Below are 18,848 nucleotides of genomic sequence, written 5' to 3' on the forward strand. Positions count from 1 at the left end.
TTTTTCTATGTGATAAGTCGGTGGACAATTACAAGTATTTACTCATAACCTGAGAATAAGCTGAATTTTATCTTAAAAAATCCCAACTCCTAGGGGACTATTTTTTGTACAGCAAAGGAAACGTTTCCCTTAGCCGTTGAAGCTTTGGCAAATCATACCTCACAATGTAAGGATGATTGGGATGATGAGCGGCAAAATTTTGATGATATTCCTCTGCCGGATAAAAACCCTTTAAAGCAATTAGCTGAGTTACAACGGGTTTTGGGAAAATATGCGCTCCCTTAAGTTCAGCAATATAAGCTTGTGCCATTTGTTTTTGCTGGTCATTCACAAAAAAGATAACTGAGCGATATTGACTGCCAATATCTGGACCTTGCCGGTTTAATTGGGTTGGGTCATGAGCAACCAAAAAGTAAATTTCCAATAATTTTCTGTAGGAAATTTGTGAGGAATTATAAGTAATTTTTACTGATTCAGCGTGTTGGGTGTTTCCAGAACTAACCTTTTCATAGTTGGCGGTTGCTTGATTATCACCAGAAAAGCCAGAAACGACATTAGAAACACCTTTAATATGCTCAAAAACGGCTTCCATTCCCCAGAAACATCCCCCAGCAAAAACGGCGGTTTCTTCTCTCGGTGCTGCGGCAATTGGCATTTTAACAGACCCTTTGGGAGTAACAGCAGAAACAGTTGTGTGAGAAGCGCCTTTGATGGGTACAACAAGGTTCAATGAAACGATGGACAAGCCCAACAATAGGTAACAAGAGAGGGGAAATCTGTTAACTAGCATAATTGATCATATCTTCAGATAAGCTATAACTTTTTCAGATTAAATAAGAATGATAAAACCTAGATGAGTTTTTACTGAGAAGATGTTGAGAAATGAATGCCCACTCAATATAAATAGGTGGGCTTCCATTAAGGGTAAAACAGAGACAGAGAACAACAGGTAACCCTAAAAAAATAAGATATTGAGGCATTTTTAAGCCTTTAAACAGTGACTCAAGCCGCTAAATTGGTGATTAGATCCAATTGGGGAATAATAATCTGATTTTAAATCCCAGGTCTGACAAAGGTATTCCTAAATAAATGGGCGACCAATGAATAAAGGCAACTATAATCAGAACCAGAGTCACTACCCCTGTAGTTTTTTCTAATATAAGTTGGCTGTTTAACCATTGATTAATGAGCCAAGCCAAGGCTAATATCGTAAATAAATAAGACCCCATATAATGATAAAGAAAAGTACAACGACTAATTTCCATCCAAGGTAGCAAATTAGCCATATAATTAAAAGCTAAATAAATAATCATTTCCGAAGGATAGAAATTGTCGGTTTTTTTATTAAAAATTTGTAGCCCGAATAAAATCAATACGATCAAAATAGCAAGAAAAGACATCCACCATAAGATCGGATTGCCCATAGCATGAACATCATAAATAACTTTTCCTTGGTTCGTTTGGGCTGTTTCATAGAAATAAGCCACAGGTCGCCACATAATAAGCCAACTATACCAAGGAGAACAATAACGATGAACAGTAGGACTATTGCCGCCGATTCGTCGATGAAATAAATAAATTTCTCGATGAACTTCCCAAAAATTATACTCAGGATTGACGATTAGATGAGGAATCCAAAGAAGGCTGTAAATTAATAGAGGAACCAGCAATAAAGCCACAAAAAACTGAAATAAGTTGATGTTTTGACAATGATTTAAAATTTTTTCGGGGCGAGTTAGGCGGCTAATAAATAAAGACAATTGAGGAGGAAAAGGAATTTTTTTTAGATTATATAACGCTAAAATCAAATAAATGCCTAAGAGAAAGGCTAATCCATTCCACTTAATAGACGCACAACAGCCAAAAAAGACCCCGGCAATGATTAAGAGCCGGAATTGAACCTGTGGTTTTTTGAGGGCTAAAAGAAAAAATAATTGCCCCAATAACCCAAAAGAGATTAAGTAAATATTATTCAAAGCATAGCGAGATTCTACCAAAAATAAGCCATCAAGAGCCACTAAGGCGGCGGCTATCAAAGCATAATTCCGGCGGTCCGTCAGTTGGTAGGCGATAGCACCGACAATTAAAGGAAGAAATGAACCTGTGAGCGCATTTAACCAGCGATAGCTAAAGGTAGAGCGCATAGAACCCGTTAAGTTATTAACCGTATCGGGGGATGCGGGTAGATGAGAACCTAACCAAATTCCAAAAGCAATTAGATATTGGCTTAAAGGCGGATGAGATTGAAAAAAAGGAGTTCCGATTAAGTAATCATTGGCAAATTTAGCATAATAAACTTCGTCAAAGACCAAAGTATTAAACTGACTTAAATTCCAAAAGCGCAAAAAGAGCGAAAAGAGAAAAATGCCCAACATCCCCCATTGAAACCCCGAAAAACGGCGAAATGGGGCAAGCATAGGGCTACAGAACTCAAGGTAGCGAGATAGGACAACCTGAAAAGAACGCCAGTCCATAGGCAATAATATTTAAGTTGTTCTTTTTTAGCTTACGATAAGACTGACGAGTTAGAACATAAGCATCCTAAATAAAGACTTGTCAGATTGCTCTATAAGTGTTATAGTGAAAAAATGGCTTTAGTAGAGTAAGTCAGCCTAATCCTAAACCTTGCCAAATCAACCCTAAGAAAAATTTGGGAAAGTCGGGAACGGGGGAACCGATATCAGGGGCTAATCTCTATGGTGCGTATTCTAGAGAAGAACATCTCTCAGTTCTAGCCCGTCAGCTAACCTCGTCGGCATTGAGAGGAGACGCTCAAAATCAGCATTTGATAGTAAATGTCTCGATTTCATCCATGCGCTCCAAGCTTGACTGACTGTACTCTCAGTTAGATCACATTATTGACATCGAGGCAAAAAATGAAAATTTTTCTGCACTAAATTTAGGTACCGTTGCATAAACAAAGATGCTACAACTTTTAAAAGTTAGTCGCAGTCTTTGCTAAATCTAACCATCAGCAGACAGATGGTAATGATTTGAGGGAACATCTAGCTCAATAGCTAAAAATAAATTATCTATTGTTTATTGAAGAGGAAGGCAGCTAAAAATGTACTTAGTTTTCTTAATACCCCTCATCACCGCTTTAGTAACTGGTTACATTGCTTACACAGCGAACGACGAAATTACTTATTTAACAGGGGCTGTTACAGTGATTTTTTTACTGGTAAGTCTAATTTTAGCTCCTTGGCCAGTGCAATTATTGATTCTCTTAATAACAGCCTTCAAAATTAGAAACATAACAGTTAACAGCCTAACGAATGATTGACATCTCCACTAATAATAATGACCAATGACTAATGACTAATGACCAATGACTAATGACTAAACTTGATACAAAGCCCGGTAAACCGGCTCATTTTTATTTAAAGTGGCGATTTCCCGTTCAGTAGGAACCGGAAACGGATTAGTCTGTAACCAAGGTTCTTGATGAGTTTTACGAAAACAAGGATTTTGCTGAAAATGATCGCACATCTCGAGAGCTACAGACTCCACATCAGACTGTAAAAATAATAATCCATCTTTTCTCAGATATTTAGCCACAGCATCCACTAAAGCCGGTTGAACAACCCGGCGTTTAAGATGACGAACTTTAAACCAGGGATCGGGAAATTGAATGGTTACCCACTGTAAAACCCCTTCAGGTAAAGACTCGAGTAAAGGGCTAACAGAAACATTGATATTACAGAACAAAAAATGAAGATTAGATAATTGTAGTAGCTCACGCTGGACAAGAGCTTCTTTAACCAAGGGTTCTCTAATTTCTATCCCCAGAAAGTTGATTTGAGGATATAAAGATGCCATCTTTAATAAAAACTTACCTCTAGCACAACCAATGTCTAGATGTAAAGGTAGAGCAGTATCAGCAAATACTTCCTGCCAATTGGGGATGCTGATTGGGTTACTATATTTATGACTGAGTGGGTTAACGTGTTGACGTACTCTTACTCTTGTCAAAATTGATCCCTCCTGTATATCCTCAAAAAATAGACCTGATCAATATAATTAGCGAGAACCCATGATGAACTTTCGCTTTGCTGTTATCAGCGATCCTCACATTGCTATTTCTGAAACCATCAGAAATGTTCCTAACCGTTTTCATCTAGTAGAAGTCAGCATTCCGGCCTTAGAATTAGTTTTAACTCATTTAGAGCGGCTTGACCTAGATTTCCTGCTGCTTCCGGGAGACTTAACCCAAGATGGAGAACCCGAAAATCATCAATGGTTACGACAACGTTTAGAAGCTTTACCTTTTCCAGTGTACGTTGTTCCGGGTAATCATGATGTTCCTACTTTATTTCCCACTGATCAATCTATTGGCTTAAAAGACTTCCCCTATTATTATCCTAACTTTGGTTATCATAACCCTCAACAACTCTATTATCATTGTGAACTGTTGCCTGGGGTTCAATTAATTGGCTTAAACTCTAATCAATTTAATCAAGAAGGACAACAAATTGGCTATCTAGATGAGCAACAATTAACTTGGTTAGAGAAAACTTTAGCCGAAGTTAAAGATCAATTAGTCATGGTAATGATTCATCATAATGTGATTGAACATTTACCCGGACAATCTCATCATATTTTAGGACGGCGTTATATGTTAAGCAACGCGCCGGCTTTATTTAAATTATTGCATAAATATGGAGTCAAGCTCATTTTTACAGGCCATTTGCACGTTCAAGATGTGGCTTATCAACAGGGAATATATGAAATTACCACAGGCTCACTGGTGAGTTATCCTCATCCCTATCGCATTATACAAGTGCAATATAAAGGCCAAAAACAACAGGAAATAGAAGTAAAATCTTATCGGGTTAATGGCGTTCCTGGCTGGCCCAACTTACCGGAAATGTCTCGTCAATGGTTGGGTGATCGCTCTTATCCTTTTATGATGAAGTTACTCACCACCCCTCCCCTAAATTTATCAGTAGAAGAAGCTGAACCTCTCACGCCTCTGTTACGAAATTTCTGGGCAGATATTGCTGGCGGAGATGCCATGCTGGATTTTCCGGAATTTCCCCCCCCTGTGCGTCGTTATTTTCAGAAATTTAATGCAGTTAATCTAGAAGGAAAACCCCATCTAGTCGATAATCAAACCACTCTTTTAATTTAGTTTTTGGTTTTTAAGTTGGATTTAATCAGAAAAATTTAGGAAAGTTGAACTTATGGTAAGAGGCAAGAGGCAGGAGTTTTTCCCTTTACCCCTTCCCCTTTGCCCTTTACCCCTTCCCCTTTACCCCCAATAAAAGCAAGAACTCTAATAACAATTAACGGCCAGAACCTTGAATTTGATCAAAAATTGCGCCATCGTTAAAAAATTTCTTTTGAACTGTATCCCAGCCGCCAAAATTGCTAACCGTGAATAATCGATTAACTTTTGGGTATTTGCTGGCTGTTTCCTTGGCAATAGTAGGATTAACAGAACGAAAACCCACTTTAGCAAACTCTCGTTGAGCTTCAGGAGTATATAAATATTTGACAAAAGCCTCTGCCACAGCCCGAGTTTTGTGTTTATCCACATTGGCATCTACAACAGCCACAGGACTATCAATCGAAATATTAACGGTAGGAACAATGCCGGTAAAATTGGTCTGGCCTTTTTCCTGGGCTAGGATCATCTCATTTTCATAGTTGATGAGAACATCTCCTTGGCCTTGCTTAAAGAACACATCAGTCGCTTCCCGAGCATCTTTTGGCAATACAGGCACATTTTTATACACCTGTGTCACAAATTGACGGGCTTTTTGCTCATTGCCTCCCGTCTGGCTGACCGCTCCCCACAAAACTAGAAAATTCCATCTAGCCCCCCCGGAGGTTTTAGGATTAGCGGTAATCACTTTAACGCCAGGTTTAGCCAGATCTGACCAATTGTTAATTTTTTTGGGATTGCCTTTTCGAGTCATTAAGGAGGCCACTGAGCGAGTGACGATGGCCCCATTGGGGGCTTCTTTTTCCCAACCGGGTTTAATTAAGCCGGCTTGTTGAATTTTGTTGACATCCAGTGCTAGGGCAAGCGCTACGATATCAGCATCTAATCCATCGATCACAGCCCGAGCTTGAGAACCTGAACCCCCATAACTTTGCTGAATCACTACGTCTTGATTTTTTTCTCGCTTCCATTTCGCCACAAATTGAGGGATAATTTTCGAGTAAGCGGCTTGAGTCACAGCATAGGAAACTAAAGTCAATTCAACTTTTTTGGCTCCCTGACTAATCAGTTGCGGCTTTTGTTGAGAGTTAACCGGCAAAACCGTGCTTATTGACAGGGCAAAAATGGCACTAGCCAGAGCGATTAGTGTAAACCGCCGCCTCGATGATCCAGTCAAAAAGCCCGAGAGCTTGGTCAAAAAGGATTTTATTGCTTGGCTTGGGTCATGTTTCATCACTAGGGTAACATCCTTGTCAAATAAAATACTAAATTTAGATAGGTATTTAGTATTTAGTGATCAGCCTTGGATTATTCCATAAATCAAGCGAAATGGCAAGAGATATTAGTCACTAGGTAGCTCCGCTTGTGTCCATTGGTCATGAGTTTTTCCCCCTTCCCTCTATTGCAAGAGAGCCTTTGGTCATACTTAACATAGCCGCGCCACCCAATCGGAATTAAAAATAGAGGCATAAATCCGATTGTGAATTCTTAAAAATCCCTGTTGCTTAACCACCAATCCTGACAAAAGCAATTCCCTTTCTTGAGGACTGTCATTTAAAGCCACTTCTCCCTGATGCAAAACCTGTTGATACAATTTCAGTAGCTCAAAAGATTGTAGACTATTTAAGAGACGGTCTTTAATGGTTCTCAAATGTTCGGGTTCATCTTGAGATTCCCAATTAGTTAACACATGAGTTTGCACTAAATTGTCAATCCATTCAATTTCGTTGTCAGGGGTAATAGGAGAAGAAGAATTATGGATCAATTGACAAAGTTTCTGGGTTAAAAACGGTTGACCATTAGTCCAACTCAAAATTTCTTTTAACACTAACTGAGGATTATTAACTTTTTCAGTCAATCCTTGCAGCAAAGGTTGAGCCTCATGTTCTTTAAAACCTTCTAATTGAATCGCCCGACCAATATTAAAAGGTGTTCTTTGTAGATCAGTAATTAAATCTGAAGGAGTCGCCACCCCAAACAAAGCAAAAGTTAAACGCTGATAAGCCGCATTCAGAGAGCGTTGATTATAACAAGAACGAATCAGAGCAAAAAAGTCATTAGCCGAGAAATTTAAACTTAAAACACTATCAATTTCATCGAAAAAAATCACGAGCGGTTTTTTCGCTCCCCCATCTTCTACACCCCCAAACGTAAGCAAAACTTCCTCAATAAAGCGGCTCAAACGTTGAACAGGCGAAAGATCAAGCCGCTCATTCCACCAAGTTTTTAAATTCACCTTAGTCAACAAATCAACACTTCGCGCCATCTCTACCGCTAACCCTTTGTACCATTGATCAGGGGTAACATTTTCGCTACCGATACGAGTCATATCCACTGCCGCACAATAAATCCCCTCTTTTTGTAGATAGTGCATCATGTGTACCATCAGACTTGATTTTCCCATTTGGCGAGCATTGAGAATATAACAAAATTCCCCACGCTTCAAGGCCTTATAAAGATAACGATCTGCCGAACGCACCACATAGGTAGGAGCATCCATAGGTAAACTTCCCCCCACTTGATAATCGTAAGTGGCAATATCGGCCTCATTTCTGAGTAGAGCGTTTTCAAACAACAATTCCGCTTGAGTCGCTTTGAGAATCTCTAGGGTTTGAGAAAGCTCTCGGGTACGTTCTTCGACTTTATATTCTAAAGTGCGATTAGATTCGGCTAAATTGTCTTTTGCCTGTTGTAGAGCAATATTTTTTTGGGCTAACTCTTGGGTAAACTGAATGCGCTCTGCTTCAGCGCGTTTGCGTTGCGTAATATCGGCAAAGGCGGCGATAGCATAGATAATTTCCCCTTTTTCATCAAAAATAGGAGTCGCTGACACTTCTAGGGGAATAGTTTTATCTTTTTGACGAATTTCCAAATTATCAATGGTCATTGTCTCTCCCTTTAACGCTCGGATAATGGGCTGTTGCTCACTGGGATATAATTGATCGGTTCCAGCCAGATAAGCTTGATAAAAATTCGGTAATTCTGTGGCTTTTGCTGAAAAAATAATCTCTTTTCCTAGAAGTTGTTGCGCCGTTTGATTGGCGTAGTAAGGATGACCATTCGCGTCTATGACGAAAATTCCAATCGGTACAGCTTCTAAAAATTGAGCCATTTTTCTTTCACTTTCCCGCAAGGCTTCATCCGCTTTTTGACGCTCCTTAATTTCTCGTTTTAAGTTGACATTAAGATTCATCATGGTCTCATAAAGTTGAGCATTTTTGAGGGAAATAGCGGCTTGAGATGAGAGAACTTTTAAGATTTCTAAGCGAGTGGGAGTAAAAGCACCGGTGGTCAGATTATTTTCCAAATACAATAAACCAATCAGTTCTCCTTGATGGATAATCGGAGTACACAAAATGGATTTAGAGTGATGATTAATGATATAAGGATCTGTGGTAAATATTCCTTCTCGAGTGGCATTATTTAAAACGACATCTTCTCGAGTTCTAGCCACATAATTAATGACGGACATGGGTAATTGCTGCCGACTTTCCAGGGGATTAGATTGATCTACTATCACTTCATGACTATCTACAGTGCCTTTAGCTTCTATTAAGAGTTGACCTTCTTTATTGAAAATCAGAAAACCCGTTTGTGCCCCGGCGTTTTCAATAGTAATCGCCATCAATTTTTTGATCAACAGATTGAGAATAATTTCTTCGGCTAAAGCTTGTGAGGCTTTGATTACGGTGGTCATATCTAAAACATCTGAACTCGTTCCTGTGCTGGAAGATTCTTGACTTAGCGTCTTATCTAATTTAGTTTTTGTGGAAATTGCTTCTACCAGCAAGTGAGAGTATTGAGTTTCTAGTTCCTCGACTTTACGATTCGCTCCCCAAAGTTTATAACCATAATGAGCTTCTCTTAAATAAATTTTGGCCATTTTTTCTTTGCCTTTCTTTAACCAAAAAAGAGCGGCTAGTTCATTGGCTAAAGCTTGATTTTGCTTAAATTCATACAAAGAAGCTGACTCAATGGCTTGGTCATAAAAATTAAGGGCTTCTAAATCTTTGCCTTCAATCCGGGCCATTTCTGCCTGAATGAGCAAATATTTATGTAAAAAATTATCAGGACAGTTATTAGCCCAGAGTTTAAATTTTTCTAGATGATTCTTGAGAATCTTATCATACAGGCTTTTTTCAGCCTCAGCCGCCTTTGGATAAAGAGCCGTTAAAATCAAAGAATAGTAAAAATAATGTTCGGCTTGGTTAGCGATGCCTAAAAGGAAATCTACAGTTTTTTCGCTGGCTCTAGCTATTTTTAAAGCAGTTTTATAGTCACCATATAAAAATAAAATCTGAGATTTAAAAATATTAAAAGTAGCTATACCGGGCATAAAATAATTTTTCTTCCACATTTTTATGCACTCGTTTTCATTAAAGCTATCATCGCTAAACGAGAATTTATTTGGGGTTAAGCCTTGCAGATTCAACAAAAAATGCTGATCCAATTCTTGAATTTTAACAAACACCGTATTTTTCATTTTTTCGAGAACATTTAGATGTTTGTTAGATTCTTCTATAATACTAGCGAAATTATCCCCGACTAGGATTCTTTGCATAATTAGATTATAGGAATTATAGCTAGTATAAACATCGCCGATTTCTACACCGGCTAGATAGCCTTCTCTTAAAATAGGAATGCTATTACTAATGGCACTCCGCCAAGGACTAATATTAGCACCAAATAAATTATAAACTTTGCAAGTTAAGTTCGATTTATTAAATTTTTCATTCAGTTTTAAGGCTAATTTCCCTAATTCATAACCCGTCTCATAGTCATTTAACCTTGAACCGGCTATAATTCCTACCCAAGCATATCCATGAGCCGAAACTTCTCCATTTCCATACTCAATGGATAGATTCACTTCTTTTAGAGAAATTAAACTCAATAAATCTTGATTGGTAAAATAGGCTGGGCCGCTCATATACATCAAGAGATTCATACAAGCTTTGATCTCTGGATTCGTCATTTCGGGAGCGTTAATTAATTCGGCTACGGGGATTTTTCTTAAATTATTTCTGTAGGTTTCTAGCTCCAATTCTAAGGCGGCTAAAATTGCCTGTTGTTCGGTGGGGATAGTTAAGCCAAAAGAGGCTAAAGCTTGCGAACCAATTTTAAGATTTTCTAGATATTTACCGGTATTGTCATACAAAACTAAGCGTATTTTTTGTATTTCTGCTTTTTCTAAATTGGTTCTAGCATGATTTAAAATAAGATCAAAAAGTTCCTCAGCTTTTTCAAAGTTACCACAAAGATATTCACATTCAGACCATTCTCGATACAAAATAAACACTATTTCATAGTAATCCTGCCAAATATTGCCGGGCAAAACCTCTATGCCTTTACTAAAGTATTTTAAAGCCGCTTCATACGCAGTAGAATCTTTGGCTTTTTTACCCGCCATCAAATTTAAATTGCTTAGAGTATAAGATAATTCGGGATCATCAATTAATTCTGCTCCTACATTGAGATGCTTAACCAAATCAAAAACTTTTTCCTCTAATTCTTGTTCGGGTGTATTTTTTAAGAGCAGTTTTCCGATTTTGAGATGAGTTTTCTGTTTATCGCTTTCTCGAATCAGACTGTAGGCGGCTTGCTGCACTCTGTCATGCAAAAATTTATATTCTACTGTTAAATTATTTTCGTTAAGAACCTGAGAGACAGACTCAAAAACCAGGGGAATTTTATAGGTGTTATTTAAAGGTAAAATTAATCCTTCTGTTAGAGCTTCCCATAGGTGACTAGCCGTCAGGGAGTAGGATTTTTTATAGACGACAGAAAGCACTTCTAAATTAAATCGATTACCAATACAAGCGGCTAATTTTAATAAATTTTGAGTTTTGTTATCGAGTTTTTGCAGTTTACTGATCATTAAATCTACAACATTATCAGCGAACTCGGTGTCTTGAATCTCTTGTAAATCCCACTGCCAACTTCCCGAGGAGGGATTAAATTTTAATAAACCTTCTGTATAAAGAGATTTCAAAAACTGATTTAAAAAGAAAGGATTCCCAAAGGTTTTTTGAAAACATAATTCGGCTAAAGGTTTGGCTGTTTCTAGCTCACAGTAAAGAGAATCAGCAATTAATTGATTGATGTTGTCTAAGGCCAACGGTTTGACCACAATGGTTTGTAATGCCGCACCCCCCTGTTTAATTTCATCTACAGTAAGCATTAAAGGATGAGAGGGGTTAACTTCATTATCTCGGTAAGCTCCAATTAATAGTAAATATTGAGTATCTGAAGCCGTCATCAACATAAAAATAAATTTCAGAGAGGCTAAATCAGCCCATTGTAAATCATCTAAAAAGAGAACAAGGGGATGTTCGGCTTTAGTAAAAACACCAATAAATTTTTGAAAAACTAAATTAAATCTATTTTGAGATTCAGCCGGGTTTAATTGTGGTACAGAAGGTTGTTTACCAATAATAAGTTCTACTTCAGGAATGACATCAATAATGACTTGACCATTGTTTCCTAGAGCTTCTAGCAGTTTTTTCCGCCACATTTCCACCTTTTCTTGACTTTCGGTTAAAATTTGCCGCAGTAACTCTTGAAAAGCTTGAATTAAAGAAGCATAAGGAACATTACGCTGAAGCTGATCAAATTTTCCACTGACAAAAAAACCTTTCCTTTCCACAATGGGTTTATCAATTTCATAAACTAAAGAAGATTTGCCAATTCCTGAATAACCGGTCACAAGAACCATTTCTGTTTGACCTTGATTCACTCGTTCAAATGCAGCCATTAAAGCGGCTACTTCTGCCTCTCTTCCATAAAGTTTTTGAGAAATTTTAAAGCGGCTTGATAAATCTTGTTGAGCAATGATGAATGATGAAATTTTTCCCTCAGTCTCTAATTGATGAAGACAACGTTCTAAATCTAGTGTTATCCCTAGTGTCGTTTGATATCTATCCTCTGCCGTTTTAGCTAATAATTTTACCACAATATCAGAAAGCGGTTTAGGAATTTTGGGATTATATTCATGAGGAGGAATGGGAATTTTGGCAATATGATAATGAATTAATTCCATCGGATCAGTAGCGGAAAAGGGTAGCACACCCGTCAGCATTTCATATAAGGTAATACCTAAAGAATAAAAATCTGTGCGGTAATCAATTGGGCGATTGACTCGACCGGTTTGTTCGGGAGAAATATAAGCTAAGGTTCCTTCTAATAGATTCGGACTAATAATTGACTGATGTTCAAGAGACAGCAGTGAAGCAATGCCAAAATCAGTGATTTTTACTTCTTCAGTTTTTGGATTAAAAATAATATTTGAAGGTTTAATGTCTTTATGGATGATTTTATTTTGATGAATTTCTCCTAAATTCGTAGAAATTTTAATCGCAATCCTTAAGCAATCAACCAGATTTAGTTTGTGTTTATTGATGCTACTTTTAAGAGATATTCCGCCAAAATCTTCTAAAATTAACGCCCATTTATTATTATATTTTTCTAGTTTAAAGGCTTTGACAACACCGGCAATATTTAACTTTTTAAGAATTTTGTATTCATGCTTTAGTTTAGCAATAATTTTTAATTCCGGATAGTCAGATTTTAAAATTTTTATAATCACGGGTTGATGATTTTGTTCACTGATGCCGCGATAAACCACAGTGACAATTCCTTCTTGTATCAGTTCTACAATTTGATAATTCCCGAGTTTTTTCATAGATAAAATTTTAGTCCTCCTACTTAATTTATAGCAGTTCTCAGTTGATTTAAGCGGATGGGATAAGTCACCAAGCAACAGATTGCACATAAGCGTGCTATTCGGGTGTTCGGGTGTTCCCTATCTCAACTATCAAATTGATGAAAGCGCGACTACTTATTAATACTGCGACCCACCAAAGAGGCAATTGTCCTGGCCAACTGGGAGGGTTCAACCGGTTTACTCAAATGTTTTTGAAAACCGGCTTCAAACGCCTTCTTTTTATTCAACTCTCCAGCATAAGCTGTAAGGGCAATAGTTCGAATTAGACCTCGACGTTCTGGCGGTAACTGTTTAATCTGTTGCATCAACATATAACCATCCATCTCCGGCATACCAATATCACTAATTAGCACATCAGGGGTATATTGTTCTAGAAGACTTAAGGCCTCGGCGGCCGATGCGGCAACCTTTACGCTTGCACCATACTGCTCAAGAATCATCATTAATAAGTCTCGCATATCAGCCTCATCATCCACCACGAAAATTTGTAAGTGACTCAAATCAACCCTTTCACTGGGTAAAATGGATTCTTCAAAAGTGGGTGACGGTGTGGCGGTTAAAGGTAAGCTCACCGTGAATGTGGCTCCTAAACCTTCCCCCGGACTATCCACCGCTACCGTACCCCCATGCAATTCGGTCAAATGCCGCACAATCGCTAATCCTAACCCTAAGCCGCCATATTTTCGCGTAGTTTTACTATCTTCTTGACGGAAATATTCAAAAACATGGGGCAAAAAGTTGGGATTAATCCCCTTACCCGTATCTTTAACGCTAATTTGAGCATTGATATCTTTTAATTCTAAATCGATTTCTATTTGCCCTCCTGCCGGTGTAAACTTGACTGCATTTGATAAAAGATTCCACACCACTTGCTGAAGTCTTGCACTATCGCCCAATACTTCCCCCACACCGGCAGCAAACCGAGTTTGAATCTTAATATTTTTCGCTTCGGCTGCCAGCCGCACGGTTTCTAGAGCAGATTGAATCACACTAACCAGATTAACCGGCGCGATATTCAAGACCATTTTACCGCGCAAAATGCGAGAAATATCCAGCAAGTCTTCAATTAATTGGGTCTGTAACTTAGCATTACGCTCAATGGTTGCCAAAGCTTGCTGAGTGGCCTTTTCATCTAATTTATAAGTTTGCAACATTTGCGTCCACCCCAGAATCGGATTGAGAGGCGAGCGCAACTCATGGGACAACACAGCTAAAAATTCATCTTTAATGCGGTTAGCTCTTTCTGCCTCTTCTCTAGCTCTGCGTTCGGCTTCTAAGAGTTGTTCTCGCTCCATTTCCGCTTGTTTGCGTTGATGAATATTCGTCGTCATCCCCACCCAAGTATAAACTTCTCCGCCAGCATCCAATACCGGTATTCCACGAATGGCAAAATATTCATAAGTTCCGTCATACTTACGAATGCGGTGTTCAACCTCATAAGTGGTTTTGCTTTTTACTGCCTTGTACCAGATTTGTCGAACTCTTTCTAAGTCCTGTGGGTGAATCGCTGCTGTTGAACCAGCCAATAATTCTTCTACAGGTTGGCCGGTAAATTCTTCCCATCCTTGCACGTCCACAAATTGCCCTTGATGATTTGCCCGCCAGACAATTTGAGAACTTGCGGTCACTAATGAGCGATAGCGTTCTTCGCTTTCCCGCAGCGCTTGTTCTGTGCGCTTGAGTTCGCTAATATCCATAGAGGTAATCCCGACACCCAGCACTTCCCCATCCGGCAAATAAACCGGGTAATAGTTGACCAAACCATAACGATACAGCCCCGGCGGATTGGTTTCACCGCTCACTTCTTGGTTTAATAAAGGTTGTTTGGTCGCTAAAACCTGTTCCACTACCACTTGAATATCAGAGGCCCATGCTGGCAAAACTTCCCAAACGGTACGCCCGATATGTTCCTTGAGCGGCACTCCATTAATAGCCGCTAGGGCTTCATTCGCATATATATAGCGCAAGTCCTGGTCTAAAAATGCTACAGCCACAGGAGAGCTAGTCAAAAAAGCATTGAGAACGGTTTCACTCTTGCGAATGGCTAATTCCATTTGTTTTCGCTCTGAGATATCAATCGCCGCGCAAGTGATACCCATAATCTTGCTACCTTTATCATATAATGGTTCTACTGTCAAGTCATAATAATAATCACCATCGGGCATCCCAATTTTAACCTCTTCACGCGCGGCTATTCCCGTATCTAAAACACCCTGTTTAATTTCAATTAACTGGGTCACATCACTGTGAGCGAACAGTTCATTTTCTCGTTTCCCAATAATGTAATCTAGTGGGTAGTTAAAAGCAGGGTTATAAATCCAGGTATAGCGTAGCTCTCGGTCTTGATTAAAAACCGTAATGGGTGAGTTTTTGAGTGCCACATATAATCGAGCTTCTGTTTGCCGTAAAGTTTCTTCTGCTTGTTTGCGCTCACTGATATCCTGTACTACGCCAAACATACCGAGAACGTTTCCTGAAGCGTTATATTGAGCGCGTCCTTTGGCCGCTACCCATCGGTATGTCCCATCTGAAAGCATCAGTCGGTATTCTATATCATAATCACTGTGTTCGCGGATCGAGTTTTCTACCGCTAGACGAGCGAGTTCTTGGTCTTCAGGGTGAAGGTAGCTTTGAATTTGCGTCCAAGTTAGGTAAGGCCCGGAGGGAATGTCGAAAATTTGTGCCCCTCGCTCGGAAAAGGTAACCATATCGGTTTTAGCGTTCCAACTCCAATCTCCCATTTTAGCGGCACTCAGGGCTAAACTTAATCGTTGTGCGCTCTCTTGCAGGGCTTCTTCTGCCTGTTTGCGGTCACTGATATCATAAAAGGTCACCACACCGGCTTTGATATTCCCCTGAGTATCGCGTATCGGGGCTGAATTGACTAACATAATTCCCCAGGTTCCATCTCCTCGCAAAAAGATGATTTCTTCTTCCCTCACCACCTCACCGGTTTTAACAGACCGGAAAAGGGGCCATTCGTGAAGTTGATAGGGACGACCTGAGAGATGAAAACCGTGATATAGTCTTTCAGATTGATGAATATTCTCGAAGGGTAATAAAGAGGAAATGCGCCAAATATACTTGATTTGCTCATTAGTAAGCATAATATCCCCAGTGGCGGCGTTAGCGACCATCACCCCGGCAGGCATTTGCTGTAATACCGCTTCTAAAAATTCTCGCTCTGTTTTAATTTGTTCTAGGAGTTGCTGTTTTTCGGCTTCGGCTTGCTTACGCTCAGTAATATCCGAGGTAAAACCTACCACCCTCAGCAGTCCCCCGTTTTGGTCCCGCAGCAAATAACCTTGGTCCCAAACCTCGATCCAGCGACCATCCTCATGACGGACTCGATATTCAAATTCGTATAGTTCGCCGCGTCCTTCGATCAAAAAGCCCATTTCTGGCATAATCCGAGCTAAATCATCGGGATGAAGGCGTTCTGACCACCAATCTCGGGTTTGAGGCACATCATCCGGATGAATTCCCATCAGGGGATATAATCCCTCAGAGCGGTAGACGGTACCGCTTAGAACATCCCAATCATAAACAATGCCCTTAACGGCACGGGCGGCTAGACGAAAACGCTCATCGCTCAAGCGTAGGGCTTCTTCTGCACGGATGCGATCACTCACATCCATCGATACTCCGGCCACTAATTTTCTTCCCGAGCTATCTTGAAAAGGAAACTTAAAAGACACATAATAATGTTCCCCGTCCTCCTGGGGCAAGGTTTCTAAAAACTGCATCACCTCATTGCTATCGAGGACTTTCAAATCATTGGCCCGAAACTGTTGAGCCGCCACTTGAGGATAAATCTCAAAATCTCTTAACCCGATAATTTCTTTGCCTGCAAATAGTTGCTCAAACCAGGCGTTAACATAAATATGTTGTCCGGTTTCATCTTTAATAAACGCAGCGATGGGACTGTGATCCATAAAGCTTTGAAACAGGTTTTGACTTTCTTTTAGGGCTTCTTCTGTACGTTTACGTTCCATGAATTGACCGATTTGAGAACCGATCACTTTCATCAGTTCGAGGAGATTTGCATCGTTTTTTTGAGGTTGATCACTAAAAAACTCGATGACTCCCAAGATTTCTGCACCGATGCCAATGGGAAAAGCCAATACAGCTTGAAGGCCCGATTTGGCTGTCTGTTGATCGCTTAAAAAACTGCCTTGGCGAGTTGCCCAAATACCGCCAGGAATTCCCCGTCCGAGTTCAAAGGTTTTTTGTTGATTCTCTTCTATAAATTTTTCTAGGTCTATAGAGGAATTGTGCCAGCTATTGAGGTAACGTAATACTTGCTGATGACGATCAACCCTCCAAAAAATCCCCAATTGCCAATGTAGCGTTTCACAAAGAGACTGCAAAATCGTAGAAACCGTGTCGACTAAATTGCTTGTAGAAGCTAAGGCGTAAGTTACAGCATACTGGGCGGCTTTACGTTGTTCTTCTTGTTTTCGCTCAGTAATGTCTCGAAAATAAAGGGCTAAACCTTCGGAAAAAGGAAAAGCTGAAACTTCCAGCCAGCGATTAATCACTTGGCAAAAATTTTCAAATTTAACAGTTATTTGCTCGTCAATTGCTCTTTGCAACTGGTTCAAGACCTCTGGATCTTCTTGAGGCACTTGGGGAAAACATTCCTGCCAAGTTTTGCCCAGTAATTCTTGAGGAGATTTTTCTAAAAGTCGACAGGCTTCTTGATTAAGATAAGTGTAACGCCACTGACGATCAAAAGCGATAAATCCATCGGTAATACTTTCAAGAATATTAGAGATTTGTTGATTGGCGGCTTTGAGAGATGCCTCAAATTCCTGGCGTTCGGTGATATCAATAGCTACCCCACCGATTAACATTTCTTCGCCTTGACCAAAAATCGGAAACTTATACACTAAAAATTGTCCGGTTTTCCCATTGTGAAGAGGAGCCACTTCAATGGTTTCAACAGGCTGTTGGGTTTCAAACACTTGCCGATTATTTTCTAAAAATTTTTGAGCAAATTCTTCGCTATAAATTTCGGCGATCGTTTTTCCGATTACATCTGTTTGCGGAAATTGGAACATTCGGAAATAGGTAGGGTTCAAATAGAGAATACGACCTTCAGCAGTGGCAATCCAGGCTGAAGCCGGACTGTGATTCATGAATGCCCTAAATTGCTCTATACTTTCTTGAAATGTTTTTTCCGTTCTTTTGCGTTCTGTAATGTCAATGGTGAGAATAGCGAGTCCTTGAGCGGTTGGGTTGACTCTGTATTCATACCAACGCTGTCTTGCTGTGTCTAAATATTCAAAATTGCTGGCAGTTTTTTCAGTGATTATTTGATGAAATTTTTGCTCAATTTCAGTCCCTATCCATTGCGGAAACAGTTCCCTAATATTGTTACCGATGATCTCTTGTTTTGATTTCCCCATTAACTCAGCTTGCGGTTGATTACTGTAAGTACAGTCTCCTTCCCAAGACAACACCCAAAACCCCTCCCTAATCTGGTCTATAATCTTGGCTAAGTCTTGTGGTTGTGTGCTTATCCCTTTGCCTTGTTCAGTCACCGTTTTTTCTCCTTCTAGCCAACATAAGTTTGATCAAGTATCTCTATAAATGCTCTAAGGTACGGCGAAGTTTGTTTTAAGTCCGGTGATAAAAAGTTTATTTGACTATTTTCTCGATTATTTATGGTAATATACGGTATATTAAGGATTTCTGGCACTTTAACCGGATCAGCACTTAAGAAACTGAGAAATTTTGCCGGAATTTGCATGGTTCATCAGTATTATAGGGGAATAGTTCATTATCTCTCGATCGTCCCATTTGCTGATCCCTCCTGAGACTGAATTTAGAGCCAATGGTGCCCCCCTTGATAAAGCTAGGGCAGTTTCATGTTTATTCTTAAAATAGTTATGTTAAGATAAAATCAAGGGTTTTAAGTTCATTAGTTTCAATCAAAACCTGCTTTTTTGTCTAATT

7 protein-coding genes and 1 riboswitch are annotated in these 18,848 nt (G+C 39.4%); of the genes, 1 reads left to right on the forward strand and 6 read right to left on the reverse strand.

What is annotated here, in order from left to right:
• Nucleotides 1–97: 97 nt before the first annotated feature.
• The 3 genes from msrA to trmB form a co-directional block, all read right to left on the reverse strand.
• Nucleotides 98–730: a peptide-methionine (S)-S-oxide reductase MsrA gene (gene msrA, locus CYAN7822_RS06710; protein WP_216701568.1), complete on the reverse strand. Its 633-nt coding sequence runs from the start codon at nucleotides 728–730 to the stop codon at nucleotides 98–100.
• A 292-nt stretch (nucleotides 731–1,022) separates the two neighbouring features.
• Complete coding sequence (locus CYAN7822_RS06715; RefSeq protein ID WP_049802676.1) at nucleotides 1,023–2,417, reverse strand: dolichyl-phosphate-mannose--protein mannosyltransferase; 1,395 nt, start codon at nucleotides 2,415–2,417, stop codon at nucleotides 1,023–1,025.
• 199 nt (nucleotides 2,418–2,616) lie between these two features.
• Nucleotides 2,617–2,773: riboswitch (cyclic di-AMP (ydaO/yuaA leader) on the forward strand.
• A gap of 566 nt (nucleotides 2,774–3,339) precedes the next feature.
• A complete protein-coding gene (gene trmB / locus CYAN7822_RS06725) occupies nucleotides 3,340–3,972 on the reverse strand; it encodes a tRNA (guanosine(46)-N7)-methyltransferase TrmB (RefSeq protein ID WP_013321486.1) in 633 nt (210 codons plus the stop codon).
• Between the two features lie 64 nt (nucleotides 3,973–4,036).
• On the opposite strand from trmB, the gene CYAN7822_RS06730 reads away from it, so the two are divergent.
• Nucleotides 4,037–5,131, forward strand: coding sequence for a metallophosphoesterase family protein (locus CYAN7822_RS06730; RefSeq protein WP_173362900.1), 1,095 nt, complete (start codon nucleotides 4,037–4,039; stop codon nucleotides 5,129–5,131).
• Between the two features lie 154 nt (nucleotides 5,132–5,285).
• Here CYAN7822_RS06730 and CYAN7822_RS06735 read toward each other — a convergent pair whose 3' ends face one another.
• From CYAN7822_RS06735 to CYAN7822_RS35265, 3 genes are all read right to left on the reverse strand, one after another.
• On the reverse strand, nucleotides 5,286–6,401 hold the full coding sequence (locus tag CYAN7822_RS06735) for a sulfate ABC transporter substrate-binding protein (RefSeq protein ID WP_013321488.1): 1,116 nt from the start codon (nucleotides 6,399–6,401) through the stop codon (nucleotides 5,286–5,288).
• A gap of 192 nt (nucleotides 6,402–6,593) precedes the next feature.
• Nucleotides 6,594–12,845 carry an AAA family ATPase gene (locus tag CYAN7822_RS06740; protein ID WP_013321489.1) on the reverse strand — a complete coding sequence of 2,084 codons (6,252 nt, stop codon included), beginning with the start codon at nucleotides 12,843–12,845 and terminating at the stop codon, nucleotides 6,594–6,596.
• A 152-nt stretch (nucleotides 12,846–12,997) separates the two neighbouring features.
• The gene (locus CYAN7822_RS35265) at nucleotides 12,998–18,433 is read right to left on the reverse strand and encodes a PAS domain-containing protein (RefSeq protein WP_013321490.1); all 5,436 of its coding nucleotides are present in this window, start codon (nucleotides 18,431–18,433) and stop codon (nucleotides 12,998–13,000) included.
• Nucleotides 18,434–18,848 lie beyond the last annotated feature (415 nt).

It is taken from the genome of Gloeothece verrucosa PCC 7822 (assembly GCF_000147335.1).
GTDB lineage: Bacteria > Cyanobacteriota > Cyanobacteriia > Cyanobacteriales > Microcystaceae > Gloeothece > Gloeothece verrucosa.